General features: G+C 62.8%; 15 protein-coding genes and 1 pseudogene. 11 read left to right on the top strand and 5 right to left on the bottom strand.

What is annotated here, in order from left to right; genetic code table 11:
* Positions 1-4 precede the first annotated feature (4 nt).
* The gene (rarD, locus tag NKJ84_RS24060; RefSeq protein WP_352508527.1) at positions 5-937 is read left to right on the top strand and encodes an EamA family transporter RarD; all 933 of its coding nucleotides are present in this window, start codon (positions 5-7) and stop codon (positions 935-937) included.
* 132 nt (positions 938-1,069) lie between these two features.
* Here rarD and NKJ84_RS24065 read toward each other — a convergent pair whose 3' ends face one another.
* Entirely contained in the window at positions 1,070-1,681 is a 612-nt protein-coding gene (locus NKJ84_RS24065; protein WP_254820219.1) for an LOG family protein, read from the bottom strand.
* A gap of 113 nt (positions 1,682-1,794) precedes the next feature.
* On the opposite strand from NKJ84_RS24065, the gene NKJ84_RS24070 reads away from it, so the two are divergent.
* The 4 genes from NKJ84_RS24070 to NKJ84_RS24085 all read left to right on the top strand — a co-directional run bounded on the left by NKJ84_RS24070 (position 1,795) and on the right by NKJ84_RS24085 (position 6,019).
* Positions 1,795-3,240, top strand: coding sequence for a LysM peptidoglycan-binding domain-containing protein (locus NKJ84_RS24070; RefSeq protein ID WP_352508528.1), 1,446 nt, complete (start codon positions 1,795-1,797; stop codon positions 3,238-3,240).
* A gap of 81 nt (positions 3,241-3,321) precedes the next feature.
* On the top strand, positions 3,322-3,675 hold the full coding sequence (locus NKJ84_RS24075) for an ArsR/SmtB family transcription factor (protein ID WP_352508542.1): 354 nt from the start codon (positions 3,322-3,324) through the stop codon (positions 3,673-3,675).
* Positions 3,676-3,696: 21 nt separating this feature from the next.
* A complete protein-coding gene (locus NKJ84_RS24080; RefSeq protein ID WP_352508530.1) occupies positions 3,697-5,583 on the top strand; it encodes an ABCB family ABC transporter ATP-binding protein/permease in 1,887 nt (628 codons plus the stop codon).
* An 88-nt stretch (positions 5,584-5,671) separates the two neighbouring features.
* On the top strand, positions 5,672-6,019 hold the full coding sequence (locus tag NKJ84_RS24085) for an antibiotic biosynthesis monooxygenase (RefSeq protein WP_352508543.1): 348 nt from the start codon (positions 5,672-5,674) through the stop codon (positions 6,017-6,019).
* A gap of 5 nt (positions 6,020-6,024) precedes the next feature.
* On the opposite strand, the gene NKJ84_RS24090 is transcribed toward NKJ84_RS24085, so the two are convergent.
* Positions 6,025-6,891, bottom strand: coding sequence for an SMP-30/gluconolactonase/LRE family protein (locus NKJ84_RS24090; RefSeq protein ID WP_352508531.1), 867 nt, complete (start codon positions 6,889-6,891; stop codon positions 6,025-6,027).
* Between the two features lie 289 nt (positions 6,892-7,180).
* On the opposite strand from NKJ84_RS24090, the gene NKJ84_RS24095 reads away from it, so the two are divergent.
* The 4 genes from NKJ84_RS24095 to NKJ84_RS24110 all read left to right on the top strand — a co-directional run bounded on the left by NKJ84_RS24095 (position 7,181) and on the right by NKJ84_RS24110 (position 10,554).
* Positions 7,181-8,449, top strand: coding sequence for a DMP19 family protein (locus NKJ84_RS24095; protein WP_352508532.1), 1,269 nt, complete (start codon positions 7,181-7,183; stop codon positions 8,447-8,449).
* Positions 8,450-8,582: 133 nt separating this feature from the next.
* A complete protein-coding gene (locus NKJ84_RS24100; protein WP_352508533.1) occupies positions 8,583-9,281 on the top strand; it encodes a phosphatidylserine decarboxylase in 699 nt (232 codons plus the stop codon).
* 3 nt (positions 9,282-9,284) lie between these two features.
* A complete protein-coding gene (locus NKJ84_RS24105) occupies positions 9,285-10,100 on the top strand; it encodes a CDP-alcohol phosphatidyltransferase family protein (RefSeq protein WP_023677728.1) in 816 nt (271 codons plus the stop codon).
* A 190-nt stretch (positions 10,101-10,290) separates the two neighbouring features.
* Positions 10,291-10,554 carry a hypothetical protein gene (locus tag NKJ84_RS24110; protein ID WP_352508534.1) on the top strand — a complete coding sequence of 88 codons (264 nt, stop codon included), beginning with the start codon at positions 10,291-10,293 and terminating at the stop codon, positions 10,552-10,554.
* Between the two features lie 118 nt (positions 10,555-10,672).
* On the opposite strand, the gene NKJ84_RS24115 is transcribed toward NKJ84_RS24110, so the two are convergent.
* Positions 10,673-12,895, bottom strand: a complete 2,223-nt coding sequence (locus NKJ84_RS24115; RefSeq protein WP_352508544.1) for an AMP-binding protein — start codon at positions 12,893-12,895, stop codon at positions 10,673-10,675.
* 139 nt (positions 12,896-13,034) lie between these two features.
* The gene (locus NKJ84_RS24120) at positions 13,035-13,442 is read right to left on the bottom strand and encodes a tautomerase family protein (protein ID WP_352479219.1); all 408 of its coding nucleotides are present in this window, start codon (positions 13,440-13,442) and stop codon (positions 13,035-13,037) included.
* A 113-nt stretch (positions 13,443-13,555) separates the two neighbouring features.
* On the opposite strand from NKJ84_RS24120, the gene NKJ84_RS24125 reads away from it, so the two are divergent.
* Complete coding sequence (locus tag NKJ84_RS24125; RefSeq protein WP_352508535.1) at positions 13,556-14,410, top strand: LysR substrate-binding domain-containing protein; 855 nt, start codon at positions 13,556-13,558, stop codon at positions 14,408-14,410.
* A 195-nt stretch (positions 14,411-14,605) separates the two neighbouring features.
* On the opposite strand, the gene NKJ84_RS24130 is transcribed toward NKJ84_RS24125, so the two are convergent.
* Entirely contained in the window at positions 14,606-15,496 is an 891-nt protein-coding gene (locus tag NKJ84_RS24130; RefSeq protein ID WP_352508537.1) for a DMT family transporter, read from the bottom strand.
* 346 nt (positions 15,497-15,842) lie between these two features.
* Here NKJ84_RS24130 and NKJ84_RS24135 point away from each other — a divergent pair.
* Positions 15,843-16,342: pseudogene (locus tag NKJ84_RS24135) on the top strand (OsmC family protein).
* Positions 16,343-16,567: the final 225 nt, after the last annotated feature.

Below are 16,567 nucleotides of genomic sequence, written 5' to 3' on the forward strand. Positions count from 1 at the left end.
GGCCATGACCGCCCAAGCAATGCAAATCGAAGCCGACACCAAAGCTCGTCGCGGTTTTCTGCTGGCGCTTGGCGCCTACCTCCTTTGGGGGCTGCTGCCCTTCTACATGAAGGCTGTCGCGCATCTGCCGCTGGCCGAAGTCATCGCCCACCGCATCGTCTGGTCGGTGCCAATCGCCGCCGCTGTCCTGGTCTGGGCAGGCCGGACTGCCGATTTCAAAGCGGCAGTTCGTTCGCCGCGCATCATTTCGATGGCCGTGCTGACAGCGGCGCTGATCTCGGTCAACTGGGGCATCTATGTCTGGGCGATCGCGGTCGACCGCACCATCGAGACCGCGCTTGGCTACTACATCAACCCGCTGGTCAGCGTCGTTGTCGGCGCGCTGCTGCTCGGCGAACGGCTCGACCGCCTGCAGGTCGTGGCGGTGGTGCTCGCGGCAATCGCCGTCGCGGTACTGACCATCGACGCCGGCAAGCTGCCTTGGGTGTCGCTGGTGCTGGCCTTTTCCTTTGCCGCCTATGCCTTCTTCCGCAAGACGCTGCCAATCGGCCCGAGCCAGGGCTTCCTGCTTGAAGTGCTGCTGCTGTCGGTGCCGGCGCTCGGCTACATCATCTTCCTGATCGCCACAGGACAGGATCATTTCGTCTCCAAATCGTTGAACGACACCGCCTTGCTGATCGGCTGCGGGCCGGTCACCGCCGTGCCGCTGCTGTTGTTTGCGTTCGGCGCCAGGCTGCTGCGCCTCTCCACCATCGGCATCATGCAATATATCGCGCCGACCATCGTCTTTTTGATCGCGGTGCTGATTTTCGGCGAACCCTTCGGCAGTGTTCAGGCCATAGCCTTCGGGCTGATCTGGGCAGCACTGGCGATGTACTCCTGGTCGATGTTTTCTTCGGTGCGCAAGACCGTTTCCGCATCAGCTCGAGCCGCGTAACGAAGAAAGGCGGTTGGCCGGTCATTGCGGATTTAAGGAAGGCAGTAGGGAAAGGAGTGAATAGTGAATAATCAGTAGTGGATAGACAGGCGCGGTCTGGAACGTCTTGTGTTTCACTATTCACTGTTCACTCTACATCTTATCAATCACCGACTGTACGCCCTCCGTCGGAGCGTCGACGGACGATCCCGCCACCATGATGGCGGCGACGATTGCTTCCGGATCCTCGACCACCAGCGGCTTTACCCGTTGCGCCGTGTGGATGAAGCCTTCCGTAGCCATGTGGTCGAGCAGCGCTAGCATCGGATCCCAGAACCCTCCGACGTTACCGAAGACGATCGGCTTGCGGTGGTGGCCGAGTTGCGCCCAAGTCATGATCTCGACGATCTCCTCGACCGTGCCGATGCCGCCGGGCAACGCCACAAAGGCGTCGGATTTCTCGAACATCCTATGTTTGCGCTCATGCATATTGTCGGTGATGACGAGCTCGTCGAGCCGGTTAAGCGCGGTTTCGGTCGCCTCCCGGTTGATCAGAAAACGTGGAATTATGCCGGTTACCTTGCCGCCGGCCTTTAATGCCCCTTCAGCGACGGCACCCATGATCCCTTTAGTGCCACCCCCGTAAATCAGACGCAGGCCGGACTTGGCGATCGAGCGGCCAAGCAGATGTCCGGCCTTGATATAAGTTTCATCTCGGCCCGGGGACGAGCCGCAATAGACGCAGACAGATCGAATCGTGTTCATGTTATGATTGGTGATAGGGACTATTGGCATGGTCAAGCCCTGGGGCGGGCTTTTTCTTGTCGGATTTGGTAAAACAGGCTAGACCGAATTAGGTGGCTAAGGGGCAGGGAAACATGGCAATTAATCCGTTGAAGGCGTTTTTGTTCGCGGCTGGCGGCTCTGTCGCCGCGGCGGGAACCGCCTATCTATCGGGCGCGCTCGACCCGTATCTCAATTCTACCCGGCCTGCGGAGGTCGCGGCGCTGACGCCGCCGGCTTCGAAACCGGTCGCTCCGGCGACCGAGGGCCGGTTGCCGCCTGCGCCCGCGGCGTCCACCGATGCGGCAGCGCCCGCTGCGCCGACCGCAGCAGGTGCAATCGTGCCGACCTTCGACATCGTGCGCGTCGAAAGCAACGGCTCGATCGTCGTCGCCGGCAATGCGGCGCCCAACGCCAAGGTCGAGATTCTCAACGGTTCGACTGTGCTCGGCTCGACGGTCGCCGGTCCCGACGGCGCCTTTGCCATTATTCTCGACGATCCGCTGAAGCCCGGCGACTACACGATCACGCTGCGCTCGACGGCTGGCAATGTCGCGACCGCCTCGGCGCAGACCGCCGTCGTTTCGATCCCCCGGAATTCCACCGGCCAGGTGCTGGCAATGGTCGAGGAGCCGGGCAAGCCGTCCGAACTGCTCACTGTTCCGGCCCCTGAGGCAAAATCTGATGCCGCGCTGCCTGCCCCCGGCACCGAACTGCCGGCCGCCGCCGCGCCGGCACCAGCCGCGCCGGCCGCCATTGAAGCCGCACCGGCTCCGGTGGCGCCCGCCACACCGGCAGCGTCTGCTGCTCCCGCGGCAGAGCCCAAGATCGTCGTCGAAGCCGTCGAAATCGATGGCAACAAGATTTTCATTGCCGGCGTCACTGATCCCGGCCGCAAGGTGCGCGCCTATGCCAACGATATCCTGCTCGGCGACGCGAAGACCTCGCCCGACCGCCACTTCCTGGTCGAAGCGACACGTGACATCCCGGTCGGCACCTACACCATCCATGTCGACGCGCTCGATGCCGACGGCGTGAGCGTGGTGGCCCGTGCCGCCGTGCCGTTCGAACGCGAGCCAGGCGAGGCGGTTGCCGCCGTGGCGCCGGCCGAGCCGAAGCCTGCCGAGATAAAACCGGCCGAGCCGAATGCGCCAGCGACCGAAGCCGCGCCGACTACACCGGCAACAGCCGCCGAAACGCCGGCAACCACCCCCACTCCTGCCACCGAGGCTCCGGCCGAAATGGCCGTCGCAACACCCCCGGGCGAGACTCCCGAGACCGTCGCTCCTAAGCTCGAACATGCCGATGGCGCAGTCATTATCCGCCGCCATGACACGCTGTGGCGAATTTCGCGGCGAGTCTATGGCCAGGGCATGCGCTACTCGACCATCTATCTCGCCAACCAGGACCAGATCAGCAATCCGAACCGCATCTGGCCGGGACAGGTGTTCAAGGTGCCGGAGAAATCGAAGGAAGGCGAACCCGCCGATCTCAAGGCAATGGGCGACCAGATGACGACGGCGCCAGCCAAGACCGAGTAGCCGTTCTGCCCATCAGGATAGCTTGCGGCAGGGCCAGTCATCGTTTATCGCCGATGCACGATGATCGAATCTCCCCCCGTAATGGACCGACGCCGGGCGGCAGATGAACGCGCGCCGGCCAATTGCACGCCGGCCAACTGCACGCCGGATAGCCGCGCTGTCGCTGTCCGGCTCGCGGCCCTTTCGCATCCGGCGCGGATCGAAATTCTCAAACACCTTTCCGCCAGCCGTTCCTGCTGCTGTCGCGAGGTCGTCGAGCATCTCGATCTGGCGCAGTCCACCGTTTCCCAGCATTTGAAGATCCTGGTCGAGGCCGGGCTGATCCGCTTCGAGCCTGACCGCCAGCGCTCGCGCTATGAGCTCGACCGCGCCGCGCTCGCCGATGTTTCGGCATCACTAGCCGCGCTGGTCGATTCCTGCTGCTCCGGCCGCTAAGATTATAAAAGGTAAACAAGAATGGCCGAGAAAACCGTTTCCGCCGATTCCGGCTCGACCTTCAGAACGTTGCGCAATCTCTGGCCCTACATGTGGCCGGCCGACCGCGCCGACCTGAGGGCCCGGGTGGTGTGGGCCACCGTGCTGCTGGTTGTCGCCAAGCTGACCCTGGTGGCCGGACCCTATTTCTTCAAATGGGCGACCGACGCACTGGCCGGCGATAGCAAATCGCCGCCGCCGCTGCCGGCCTTTCTGCTGGCGCCGGTCATGCTGGTCGTCGCCTACAATGCCGTGCGGCTGGTGCAGCTCGGCTTCAACCAGCTGCGCGACGCCCTGTTTGCACGGGTCGGCCAGCATGCCGTGCGTCGGCTCGCCTTCCGTACCTTCGTGCACATGCACGAATTGTCGCTGCGCTTCCACCTCGAACGGCGCACCGGCGGACTGTCGCGCGTCATCGAGCGCGGCACTAAAGGCATCGAGACGATCGTCCGGTTCACCATGCTGGCGACTGCGCCGACGATCGTCGAATTCGCGCTCACCGCCGGCATCTTCGCCGTCACCTATGGCTGGCTGTACGTCTTGGTGATCGCGGTCACGGTCTGGCTCTATGTCTGGTTCACCGTCAGGGCGAGCGATTGGCGTATTTCGATCCGCCGCGAGATGAACGACAGCGACAATGAAGCCAGCACGAAGGCGATCGATTCGCTGCTCAACTACGAAACAGTCAAATATTTCAACAACGAAGCCATGGAGGCCGAGCGCTTCGACCGTTCCACGGCGCGCTATGAGGTGGCTGCGACCAGGACCTGGACCTCGCTTGGTTGGCTGAACTTCGGCCAAGGCGTGATCTTCGGCATCGGCATGACCGTCGTCATGGTGCTGTCGGCACTCGAGGTGAAGGCAGGCACACAGAGCGTCGGCGATTTCGTCTTCGTCAACGCCATGCTCATGCAGCTTTCGGTGCCGCTGAATTTCATCGGCATGATCTACCGCGAAATCCGCCAGGGCCTGACCGACATCGAAAACATGTTCGATCTGCTTGACGTCAAGCGCGAGATCGTCGATCGGCCGGGCGCCAAGCCACTGGTCGTCAGCGCCGGCAATGTCGAGTTCCGTGACGTGCATTTTTCCTACGACCCCAACCGCAAGATCCTGAAGGGTATCAGCTTCGAGGTGCCAGCAGGCAAGACGGTGGCCATTGTCGGTCCCTCCGGAGCCGGAAAGTCGACCATTTCGCGGCTTTTGTTTCGTTTCTACGACATCCAGCGCGGCAAGGTTCTGATCGACGGCCAGGACATTCGCGACGTGACGCAGGAGAGCTTACGCGCCGCCATCGGCATGGTGCCGCAGGACACGGTGCTGTTCAACGATACCATCGCCTACAACATCCGCTACGGCCGCATCGGCGCCAGCGAGGAGGATGTGCGCAAGGCAGCAGAGCTGGCCCAGATCGGACCGTTCATCGAGCGGCTGCCCGACGGCTATCGCTCAATGGTGGGCGAGCGCGGGCTGAAACTCTCCGGCGGCGAGAAGCAGCGGGTGGCGATTGCCCGCACCATCTTGAAGGCTCCGCCGATCCTGATGCTCGACGAGGCGACTTCGGCGCTGGACAGCCACACCGAGCAGGAGATCCAGGCGGCACTCGACCTGGTCAGCCAGGGCCGCACCACCCTCGTCATCGCCCATCGGCTGTCTACAGTGATTTCCGCCGACGAAATCATCGTCCTGCAGGACGGCCGGATCGCCGAGCGCGGCACCCATGCCGCCTTGATGGCCAAGCGCGGCCTTTATGCATCGATGTGGGACCGCCAGCGCGAGGCAAGCGAAGCCGAGGAGCGGCTGCGTATTGCCCGCGAACGCGACGAGTTCGGCGTCGTCGTCCGCCGCCGCACCTCGGAGGTGAGCTGAAAATCGTGCTTGACCTCAACTTAAGTTGAGATCGTAGGCCGTTTTGGATCGCAGCAAGATGCGTCGTTCAAAAACGGAGACAATCGATATGAATGGGACAAATCAGGCAGGTAGTGGCGGAAGCGTATTCCGGGTGGACAAGTTTGTCGTTCCGGCAAACGCCCGCGAGGAGATTCTGGCCAAGGTCCGAATGACGCATGAATTGCTGCGCCAGCAGCAAGGGTTCGTCCAGGATTTCCTGCTTGAGCAATTCTCGGGGCCGGGCGAGTTCAACCTCGTGACCATTGTCGAATGGGAAGGGCAGGCCGCTGTCGACAAGGTGGTGCCGATCATCAAGGCTGCGCATGAGCGCAGCGGCTTCAATCCTCAGGAGACCATCGCGCGACTTGGCGTCAAGGCCGATATTGCCAACTATCAGCGGATTCCCGGGATGTAAGCTCTCTACGGCCAGCCGGCGCCCGGCGCAGTAGCGTCGACGCTGAGCACATGGCCGCTACGGGCATCGCTGATCATATGTTCGAAGCCGCGCCATTCGGCGGCGACGATGAACAGCGTTTTTCCCTCGCTGCCGCCGAGCATGCAGGCAAAGCAGCCGCGGTCGACATCGACGCTTTCGAGCATCGCGCCGCCCTCGCGCACCCGCACGCAATGCCGGTTCGGAACGTCGGCATACCAGGCCGCACCTTCGGCATCGAGGCAGATGCCGTCTGGAAAACCGTTGCCGAGATTGGCCCAGATCCTGCGGTTGGAAAGGCCGCCATCGGCAGCGATGTCGAAGGCGGTCAGCCGGTTGGCGTGGGACTCGGCAACGATAAGCGTCTTATTGTCAGGCGTCACCGCCATGCCATTGGCGAAGGCGAGGTTCTCAGCCACTTGTTGAACCGAGCCGTCAGGTGCGACCAGCACGATGGCGCCGGGGCCGAATTGCTGGCCGGGACCCGGAGCAGGCCCACCACCATTGACATAGATGTTGCCGCGTCCATCGACGACGATCTCGTTCCACGGGCTCTTTGATAGTTGTCTCAGATCGGCATGGGTGACCAATGTCCTGTCTACCTCCTGCCTGAGGATCAGCCCTTCGCGGCCGGACACGACAAGCAGGCGCCCGTCCGGCAGCCAGTCAATGGAATAGGGCAGGGTGGCCGGCACGGTGAGCACGATCTCACTGTTGCCTAGGGCGTCAACGGCGATGATCTGGCCCGTACCCCAGTTGCAGAACCACAGCCGGCCATCGTGCCAGCGCGGTGACTCGCCGAAGGCCAAGCCGTTCATCACCACTTGCACTTGCCTAGCTGCTGATTTCTGCATGGGCCGAGAACCTCCGAGTTTGCGCAAATCGTCAAGGCCGAAAGGCCGATGAGAGGCGCTGTCTTGCCAAGGACGGGCGAGAGTGCTGCGTTCCGACAAATGAGGATGGCGACGGCGTCGTTTATATTTGACCTGAGTAGCCGCACGGAACCGCGCGATGCGCCGTGCGCCTCCACTCATCCTTCTTCAATGAAGTATAACCGGCCGGTGCTTGCGGACGAGAAAGTCAAATGCAAGAATCACGTTGGCCCGCAGAATCCTGTAGTGGCAAGCAGGAAGGGCGTTTGGCGTGTTTGAAAGATTTTCCCGCTGGGCTAAGAAGAAATTTCAGCGATCAGCGACCATTTCACCGACTCGGTCCAAACAGTCATTCCCAGGCAAGCCATCATCTTCGGTGATCGTGCCGCGCTCAGTCGTGGAAGACGCGGCCGACAATCCTTTCGGTCTCATTGTAGCCGTCAGAGAATTCGTCGAAGCCATGGTCTCGCAAGGCCTTTACCGTTCCACGGAAATCAGCCCCAAGGCAATGCAGGCCTGTCATGCCGATGACTATTTGGCTGAGGTCAACAATGGCGGCCATAGCCAGTTCATCTATAATTCTGGCGAAGAACTCGACACCGTCATTGCCGACGCACGCACCGCCCTCGCTGAGATGGGCGCGCACGGACAACTGGCGACTTTGGACCAAATGGCTGCCTGGGTCGCGGAGCACCCCGAGGAGACTGAGGAACAGACAGGCTTCGAAGGAGGTACTGACGATAAGCTCAGTACTCTCGACCGTCTATTCTACCAAGCCGATCAGGCCGCATCGATGCTCGCTCTATCGGCGCGCTGGATAAACTCGTGGCCTGAACTCGCAATCGTTGAGGATGCCGACTACCGAGAAGCCATTCATCAGCTGGCCGTGACCAATCCCCGGCGCCAGCCGAGGCTACTCCATCGTTCTGTTGGCAAGCTGGTCAATCAAATGACGGGCTGGCGTGATGTCGGCGTCGGCCTTGCATGCGCCGAGGCGCCTAGGCCCGAGGTCAAGCTGGCGCTCGGCATGGCAAGGGTGCTGGACGTCGAGGGCGAAAAACTGTTGGCTTTTCAGCTGCGCACCAATGCCAAGGAGCCGCGTCTAGCCGTCGCCACGCCCACGCATGCGGCCGTCTATGAATATATCGCCCCGAAGGATTCGTACGTCGCGCGTCCGGGCGAGAATCCATTCGCTGCCGGCGCCCCGCGCGTCGGCAAGAGACTTGCCCGTGTTGAAGCGCAGGCAATAGAAACGGTGCTCGAATTGGCCGCAGCCTATCATGCGCCGGTCGCTGTCGACCTCTTGCTACGCAGGGCCGGGTTCGATCCGACCGAAGCAATTGTCTCGGCGAACTCGGTCGTGGCCAGGGAAGGCGACACGGTTGTGAACTGGGTGGTTATGGCCGACGGGCACGTATTCTTCCTCCAGTCGACCCCGAACGGCGCCGAGCTGCGCGGCAGCCACGAAGAGAGCCTGGCGGAGGCCGATCGGCGCGAGCTCGACGAGTATTTCGACCAAGCGGCGGCAGCGGGTGCCTGAGTGGATTTCGCTTGGTCGTTCTGAGAGACGGCGGCGCGACCGCCAAACCCTCAACCGCCCCCATTGTCGCGTTGCGACCGCGGGGTGTTTCCGCTATTGAGGCCGGACTTGGAACCAAGGTTGTCCTGATCCCATGAGCCTCGTTGACACGATCAAGAATGCGTTCGTTCCGATCCATCGCGAGGGTTATCCCTTTATCGCTGCGTTCGGCGCGGCGACGCTCTTTCTTGGCTATTTCTCCTCGACCCTGTTCTGGATCGGTCTCATCCTGACAGCCTGGTGCGCCTATTTCTTCCGCGATCCCGAGCGTGTCACGCCGATCGACGAGCGGCTGGTTGTCAGCCCGGCCGACGGCATCGTCTCGGCGGTTGGCCCGGCCGTGCCGCCGCGCGAGCTTGGCCTCGGCGGCGGCGAAATGACCCGCATCTCGGTATTCATGAACGTCTTTTCCTGCCACGTTAACCGCTCTCCGGTGCGTGGCCGCATTTCCAGGATCGAGCATCGGCCAGGAAAATTCCTCAACGCCGAACTCGACAAGGCAAGCACCGAGAACGAGCGCAACGGGCTGGTCATCGAAAGCCCCAATGGAACGGTCGCCGCGGTGCAGATTGCCGGCCTGGTGGCGCGGCGCATCGTCTGCTGGGCCGAGCCCGGCGGCGCCATCGGCACCGGCGAGCGCTTCGGGCTGATCCGCTTTGGCTCGCGCGTCGATGTATTCCTGCCCTCGACCGCGACGCCGCGTGTCGCCGTCGGCCAGACCGCGGTTGGCGGTGAGACGGTGCTGGCGGAATTCGGCGGCGTTGCTGCAACGCCGCTCGTGCGGGTCTCCTGACCGGTGGCGCCGCCGTTCAAGAAATTCGAGGCGCATGGCGGCGGTGGCCCGCGCATTCGCGAAATCCCGATGCGCATGGTGCTGCCCAATCTGGTCACGGTGCTTGCCATCTGCGCTGGCCTGTCCGGTATTCGCTTCGGCTTCGAAGGCCGCTTCGAGCCAGCGGTGGTGATGGTGCTGCTCGCCGCCTTCCTTGATGGTATCGACGGCCGTCTGGCGCGAATGCTGAAGGCGACTTCCAAATTCGGCGCCCAGATGGATTCGCTGGCCGATATCGTCAATTTCGGCGTGGCACCGGCGCTGGTGCTCTATGCCTTTCTGCTCGATAGGGCAGGTTCGCCGGGCTGGATCGCCGCACTGCTGTTCACCATCGCCTGTGGGATGAGGCTTGCCCGTTTCAACGTGCTCGACGAAGAGCTCGACCGTCCGCAGTGGCAGACCGAATATTTCGTCGGCGTGCCGGCGCCGGCGGGTGCGGTGTTGGTGATGCTGCCGCTCTATCTGTTCTTCCTCAGGCTTGGGCTTGAACCCAGCCGCCTGGCGGCCTTCATTGCCACCGGCTTTACAATATTGGTGGCGTTCCTGCTGGTCAGCAGATTGCCCGTCTATTCCGGCAAGAGCGTCAGGATACCGGGCGACAGGGTGCTGCCGATCATTCTCGCAGTCGTTCTCTACGTCCTGCTTTTGATGACCTATCCCTGGTATACGCTGACGGCCTCGGTTGCCGGCTACCTGGTCTTCTTGCCGTTCAGCGTGCGCGCCTATTCGAGACGCGCCAAGCGCGAAGGCGAGAAGGTGCCGTCGTCGGACATTGGCTGACGGATTTTGACTTGGGAGCGGCTCGCAGAGCACGCGGCGCTGTGGAACGCAGCTCAAAAACCCGTTTTCGGAACTTGCTGGGCGGCCAGATCGTTTGTGTTGGTAGGTCCGTTTGAGCGGCGGGTCGTGATACATCGTCAACGTCGCGCAAGCTGCCGCATCGGGCGCAAACCATCGGAAACGAGGAGAAATGGCTGTCATCCTCATCGGCGCGTTACTGACTGTCGCCGGCCTCGTCTATATGGCGGTTGCGGCCATCATGCGCGGGCGGCTTAGTGAGCCGGCCGCTGTCTCCGCCGCGCCGGATAGTCCGACGCCCAATCTCGCAACACCAGGTCCGACTCTGGAGCCGCGACGACGCGGGCTCCGTTTTCTCGGCCTGTCGCAGAACTGGCCGGGCCTGCTGATGATGGCCGTCGGCATCATTCTGCTGTTGTCGGTAGTGGTCTTCTAATGGATGTCGCGCAAAAATGTGCAGCGGTTTTGCGATAACGGCATACAAAAGCAAGAATCTAAGCGCGTCGCACAAGGCCGGTCAAACGCGACGCGCTTTGGAGTTTCGACAGCAAACCTCAGGCGGCTGCGCTCAGTCCCAGCCTCTCGAGCGCCAGCTTTCTAGTCGAGACATAGTCGGTCTTGCCGGAGCCCAGCACCGGGATCTCTTCGACCTTGACGATGTCGTTCGGCACCATCAGTTCGGCCGCCCCGGCTTTTTTGCCGAATTCGCGCAATTCGTCGGGATCCGCATTGTCGGCGGTGGTGACCAGAACGAGGCGCTCGCCGCGCCGCTTGTCCGGCACTGCCACCACGGCGTGATGTTCTTCCGGCCACAGCGACTGCACCAGCATCTCGACCGCACCAAGCGATACCATCTCGCCGGCTATCTTGGCGAAGCGCTTGGCGCGGCCGCGAATGGTGATGAAGCCTTCGCGATCGACCGAAACGATATCGCCGGTGTCGTGCCAGCCTTCGAGCGGCTGCAGCTCGCCCGGCCTATCGGCGGTCATGTAGCCCATCATCAGGTTCGGCCCGTCGAGCCACAGCCGGCCGGCGTCGCTGATGCCTTCGACCGGTTCGAGTTTCATGCGCATGGCCGGCAGCAGCCGCCCGACCGTTCCGTCGCGGCCGTGGATGGCGGTGTTGACGGCAACCACCGGTGCGGCCTCGGTCAAGCCAAAACCTTCGATGATCTCGGCCTGGAAGCGCTCGCGGTACACCCGGCGCGTCTCCGGCTTCACCGCCTCGGCACCGGCGACGACGAAGCGCAGGCTGGAAAAATCGCCGTCCTTGGCGGTGCGGGCATAGTTGGCGAGGAACGTGTCGGTGCCGAACATCACCGTTGGCCGGACCTTGCGCGCCACCTCCGGAATAAGTTTGTAGTGGAGCGGTGACGGGTAGAGGAACAGCTTTACTCCGGTGACCAGCGGCAGGATGGTGCCGCCGGTCAACCCGAACGAGTGGAACACCGGCAGCACGTTTAGCAGGATGTCGGCAGGCGAGATGGTGATGCGGGCTTCCGCCTGCATCGCATTGGCAAGAAGGTTCCGGTGCGACAGCACCACTGCCTTGGGCGTGCCTTCCGAGCCGGAGGTGAACAGGATCACGGCCGGCTTGGCCGCATCCTGGCGCTGCAGCGGCCAGCGCCACAGCAAGGCGGCTGCGGCCTTGTCCAGCACGGTCACGCTTGCGCGGACATCCTCCAGCCACAACAGTTTCGCCCCGCCCTTTTCCACCGCCTCGACGATGTCGGCGAGGTTGGCCTTTTCGACAAACGCGCGTGAGGAGACCACGGTGCGGATCATCGCCGTGCGGACGGCGGCGGTGACGCTGGCCGGGCCGGCGGTATAGTTGATCATTGCTGCCACCCGCGCAGCCGACAAAAGTCCGACGAACGACAGCACGACGCCATTAGCGTTGGGCAGGAGCAGCCCAACCGCTTCGCCCGGCGCTGTTATTGCCTCGAAGCGGTGGCCCAAAACCCTGGCGCCGATGAACATTTTCCGGTAGCTCAGCGCGCCACCAATGACGTCCTCGACAATTGGATGGGAAGCGCCAACCCGGTCGGCGGCATCGCGCATGGCAAGAAACAGGCCGCGATCGAGATCGTTGCCGAAAAGCCTGGCCTCAGCGAAGCGATCGAACAACGCATTTGTGTTGGAGGCCTGATCAGGATTCCGCGCCACCAACTCGGCAATGGTCATCGGCTCCAGCACGCTGATCGACAGCTGCGGAAACCAGTGGCGGGGCGCCTTGTCCGCTGGCGTCAGTGAAGCCGGCAGGCTGCGTGCGCCGGCAACGAAGATCGGCACGATGCGCGCGTCGGCCTGCATGGCGATACGGGTGATGGCGCGAAACAACCGAAACGACTTGACGTCGGGCTCGACCGCATCCGGCAGGTAAACGGCGAGCCGGCCCTTGCCCTTCAGCACCCGCACCAATCTGCGGCTGACGAAGACATGCTCGGCGTTGAAGGCGATGGTGCGGCCGAGCTCACGCCACGGCTCCAGCCACGGCGACCTGGCCGAAGCCTGGTCGAGGATGTGCAGCGTGTCCTCCGGCAGCAGCGACAGCATCAGCGCCGGCTCGATGCGTGACTGATGCCAAACGACGTAGATGACCGGGGCCGCCGACTTGCGGGCAATCTTGATGCGCTCGTCGCTGATCCGGTAGGCGAGCTTGAACGGCACGTAGAGCAGCGCCTGGCTCAAACGCAGGCCGAGGCGGAACGTCTCCACCACGCCGATCAGCAGCCACTCCGCGACAAGACCCGCAAGCAGCGCCAGTGTCAGGATCATCGCCGCATCTCCCAACAATCTCACGTCACGGCTCTTCAGTGGCCGCTTCGGGTGAGAACCTAGCCGAAGTTGGATCAACGTCAATGCGGCTCCATTTTCCTTTTCTCCTGTCATCACTGGATTCGGCTGCCTATCGCAGCTACGCCGCTTTCATCCTTCCGCTGATGAAGCGGAATTCCTGCGTTTTGCCGCCAAAGCCATAGGCCGCCGCAGGTACTTCATGCACGAGGGCGTAGCTTTCCTCATGCACCTTGCCCAGAAGCCGGCCGAATGCGGCAAAAATTGCCTGCAGATACGCCTCCAGCTCGAGCTTGGTGTTGGTGCCGTCGACAACCTTGATGTCGAGCCAAGCCGTGTTGGCGCCATGCTCGGCCAGCGACTTGCCGCCGGCGAACCAGTGCTCGGGGTCGTGATAGGAAATGGCAACAGCTGTAATCGTTGCGTCTTTGCGCAGATGCATGGCCGTCAGTTCGGTTACCTCCTTGGCAATGGCGGCTGACAAACCGGCATCGGGTTTGCCGGTAACGCTGACATTGATGATCGGCATGTTTCTTCTCCTCGGCTTCAAGCGGCGTTTCTCGCCGTCCAAAAAATCGTGCCATCATTATTAAATCAAAAAAATCGAATTGTTTTTGATAAACACTTTGATAATATCGAATTATGCAGGTGTTCGATCCCGACCTCCTCAAGACTTTCCTCGCTTTCGTCGATGGCGGTTCCCTGGCGCGGGCTGCGTCGATCGTCGGCCGCTCGCCGTCCGCAGTGACCGCGCAGATGCAGCGGCTCGAGGATGTTGTCGGCGAAGCGCTGCTGGTACCGCAGGGGCGAGGACGCGGTCTGACGCCGGCAGGCGAGGATCTTGTCGGCCACGCGCGTCGCATCCTTGCCGCGCACCGCGAGGCGTGGCTGGCCCTCAAAGGGGCGCGTGCCGACGGGCGCGTCGCCATCGGCACCACGCAGGACTTCGCCGACAGCGGCTTGCCGCAGCTTCTCAGGGCTTTCGCTGTCAGCCATCCTCGCGTCAGGATCGAATTGCGCGTCGGCCGTTCCGCCGAACTGGCGCAGGCTTTGCAGGCCGGCGCCCTTGATCTGGCCATTGCCATGCGGCAGGTGCCGACACGCGACGAAATCGGCGTGCTCAAGGAACCGATGATCTGGCTTTGCTCACAGAATGGGCTGGCCACCCGCCATGACGAACTGTCCTTGGCACTGCTCGATCCTCATTGCGGGTTTCGCGAAGCGGCGACCAGTACACTCGATGCGGCCGGCCGTCGCTACCGTATTGCTGCCGGCAGTGCCAGCCTTGCCGGCCTGCGCACGGCAGTGCACGCCGGCATCGCCTTGACGTTGAGGACTGCGCGCTTCGCTCATTCCGGCATCGTCGAGGCGCCGCGCGATCTTGATCTGCCGCCAGTGCCGGTCGCCGAATTCGCCATCCGCTTGCGTGAGGATGCCGATCGACCAGCGCAGGATCTGGCCGCGTTGTTCAGCGGCAACCTGGCCTTGGCCAACTGAGCCAGCAAAGAAAAAGCCGACCTTGCGGTCGGCTCTGAGTAGGACGGGCCGAGGGGTTTGGGGGGACTTGGGGTGGCCCGTCGCAGCCATAATGACTGAGCCCTATGATGGTTCCATGACTTTTCAAATTTATTTTGAGGAACGGACTTCTCGTGATCGGACCGCCAACTCGCCCTCGGACGCGGCGAGGATTGGTCATGCATCCGCTGCGCGCTGCTTGGCCATCAGCCAGTCTCGGCCGGCGTGAGCGAACACCGCGCAAAGCACGATGGCCCCGCCGAGCATGCTGGCTGCCGGCGGGATCTCCGCGAGGAACAGGAAGGCAAACAGGATCGCGAATGGCACTTCGGCCGAGCCCAGCAATCCTGACTCGGCCGCCGGAATAAGCCGGGTGCCCTCCGTCCACAGGATCGAGGCCAGCGCGAACGAGGCGCCGAAGGTGGCTAGAAGCACAGCGTCCCTGGCCGAGACGGCCAGCGGATCGGTGATGAGCCAGCCGAGCACGAACAGGAGGAACGCCGACATGGCACCCGCCCACACCACCGGCGTATCGCGGAAGGCCCGCACCATGATCATGTAGAGCGCGCTGCCGATCGTCATCAGCAGCGCCAACCCGTCGCCGAACAGATGGCCGGTGCCGAAGCCGGACCAGACCATGATCGCCACACCGCACAGTGACACGGCGGCGGCGGCAAGCGTCTGCAGCCGGAACGGCTCGCGGACCAGCATGAAGGCAAGCAGCGCGGTGACGAAAGGGGCCGTGGCATAGATGATCGCGACATTGGCGACAAAGGTGAACTTGAACGCCGAGATGAAGGCGATGCTGGCGAGCGCGCCCTCGATCGCCAGCAGCCAGCCGCGCCAGCCGAGCCGCAGGCTGTCGCGACCGCCGGAGCGCTGGCGACGCCATAGCACATAAAGGCTGATCAGGATCGAGCCGACGAAGCCGCGCCAGCAGGTGATGGTCAGCGGGTCGGCATGGATCGATTTGGTCAGCACGCCGGTGAGGCCGAAGACGGCCGCCGATGCCGAGACCAGGATGATGCCGAGGGTACGTTCGCGGGCGCTTTCCACTGTGCCTGACATGTCCAGCGATTCCGTCATTTTACCAGCTTACGCTGCCCCGTCCTGACACCATAGTGTCAGCTTGATCGAGGCGTCGTGCATCGAAACAGCAGACGGCAGCGCCGTTGAACAGGAGGCCCGCAAGAACCCTTTCGCGGGTTTCCAGGGTGGCGATATCGGCCATATGTCCGGCGGCCTTACGAATGTGTTGCGAGAGAGGGTGTGAAGGCGTTGGATGTCGGGCACCCGTATCGTCAGGCTATACGGGCGAAACCCTGCCAAGCGCTACGCCAGCGGGGACTTGCGTTTGGGGCAGGCGACACCGCCGTTAAGCGGCGAAGCCAGACAACTATGGGAGAGAAATGAAATGGACGCGATCGCATTGAAGGCCATGCAGGCGCCGCTGAAGGAGGCCTATCGCGACGACGCCTCGCGCGCGCTGATTACCCTCAAGGCCAAGGGCTCGATCGACGACCAATCGATCGCCTGCAAGGTCGAGACGGGCAGGGCGATTGCCATTGCCGGGCTGCATCCGGCGACCGGCGGCACCGGGCTCGAACTCTGCTCCGGCGACATGCTGCTGGAGGCGCTGGTGGCTTGCGCCGGCTGAAGGCAGTGGCGACGGCGCTGGAATTCAAGCTTGGAGCCGCCACGGTGGAAGCCGAAGGCGATCTCGACTTTCGCGGCACGCTTGGCGTGGCGAGGGATGCGCCGGTTGGCTTCCGCGCCATCCGGCTGACATTTGGGCTCGACACCGACGAACCGCAGGAGCGCATCGATGCGCTGCTCAAGCTGACCGAGCGCTACTGCGTGGTGTTTCAGACCATCAGCCAGAAGCCGGAGCTGACGGTCAGCGCGCGACGCTGACGATCTCCCCTTGAGGGTCCTCAGGGGGAGATGTCGCCGAAGGCGACAGAGGGTTGTCTCGCGTGAAGCGCCAACCGCTGCAGCAGGCCGAGCCCGATCGGACCAACCCCCCTCTGGCCTGTCGGCCATCTCCCCCTCAAGGGGGTGTTTGGACCGGGGACATCGCGAACAGCTGTGCGAGGACATCGCGAACAGTTTGCCATCCTATCGTTGGCTTGCATTGAG

Source organism: Mesorhizobium sp. M0048 (genome assembly GCF_040323405.1).
In the GTDB taxonomy this organism is placed as follows: Bacteria; Pseudomonadota; Alphaproteobacteria; order Rhizobiales; family Rhizobiaceae; genus Mesorhizobium.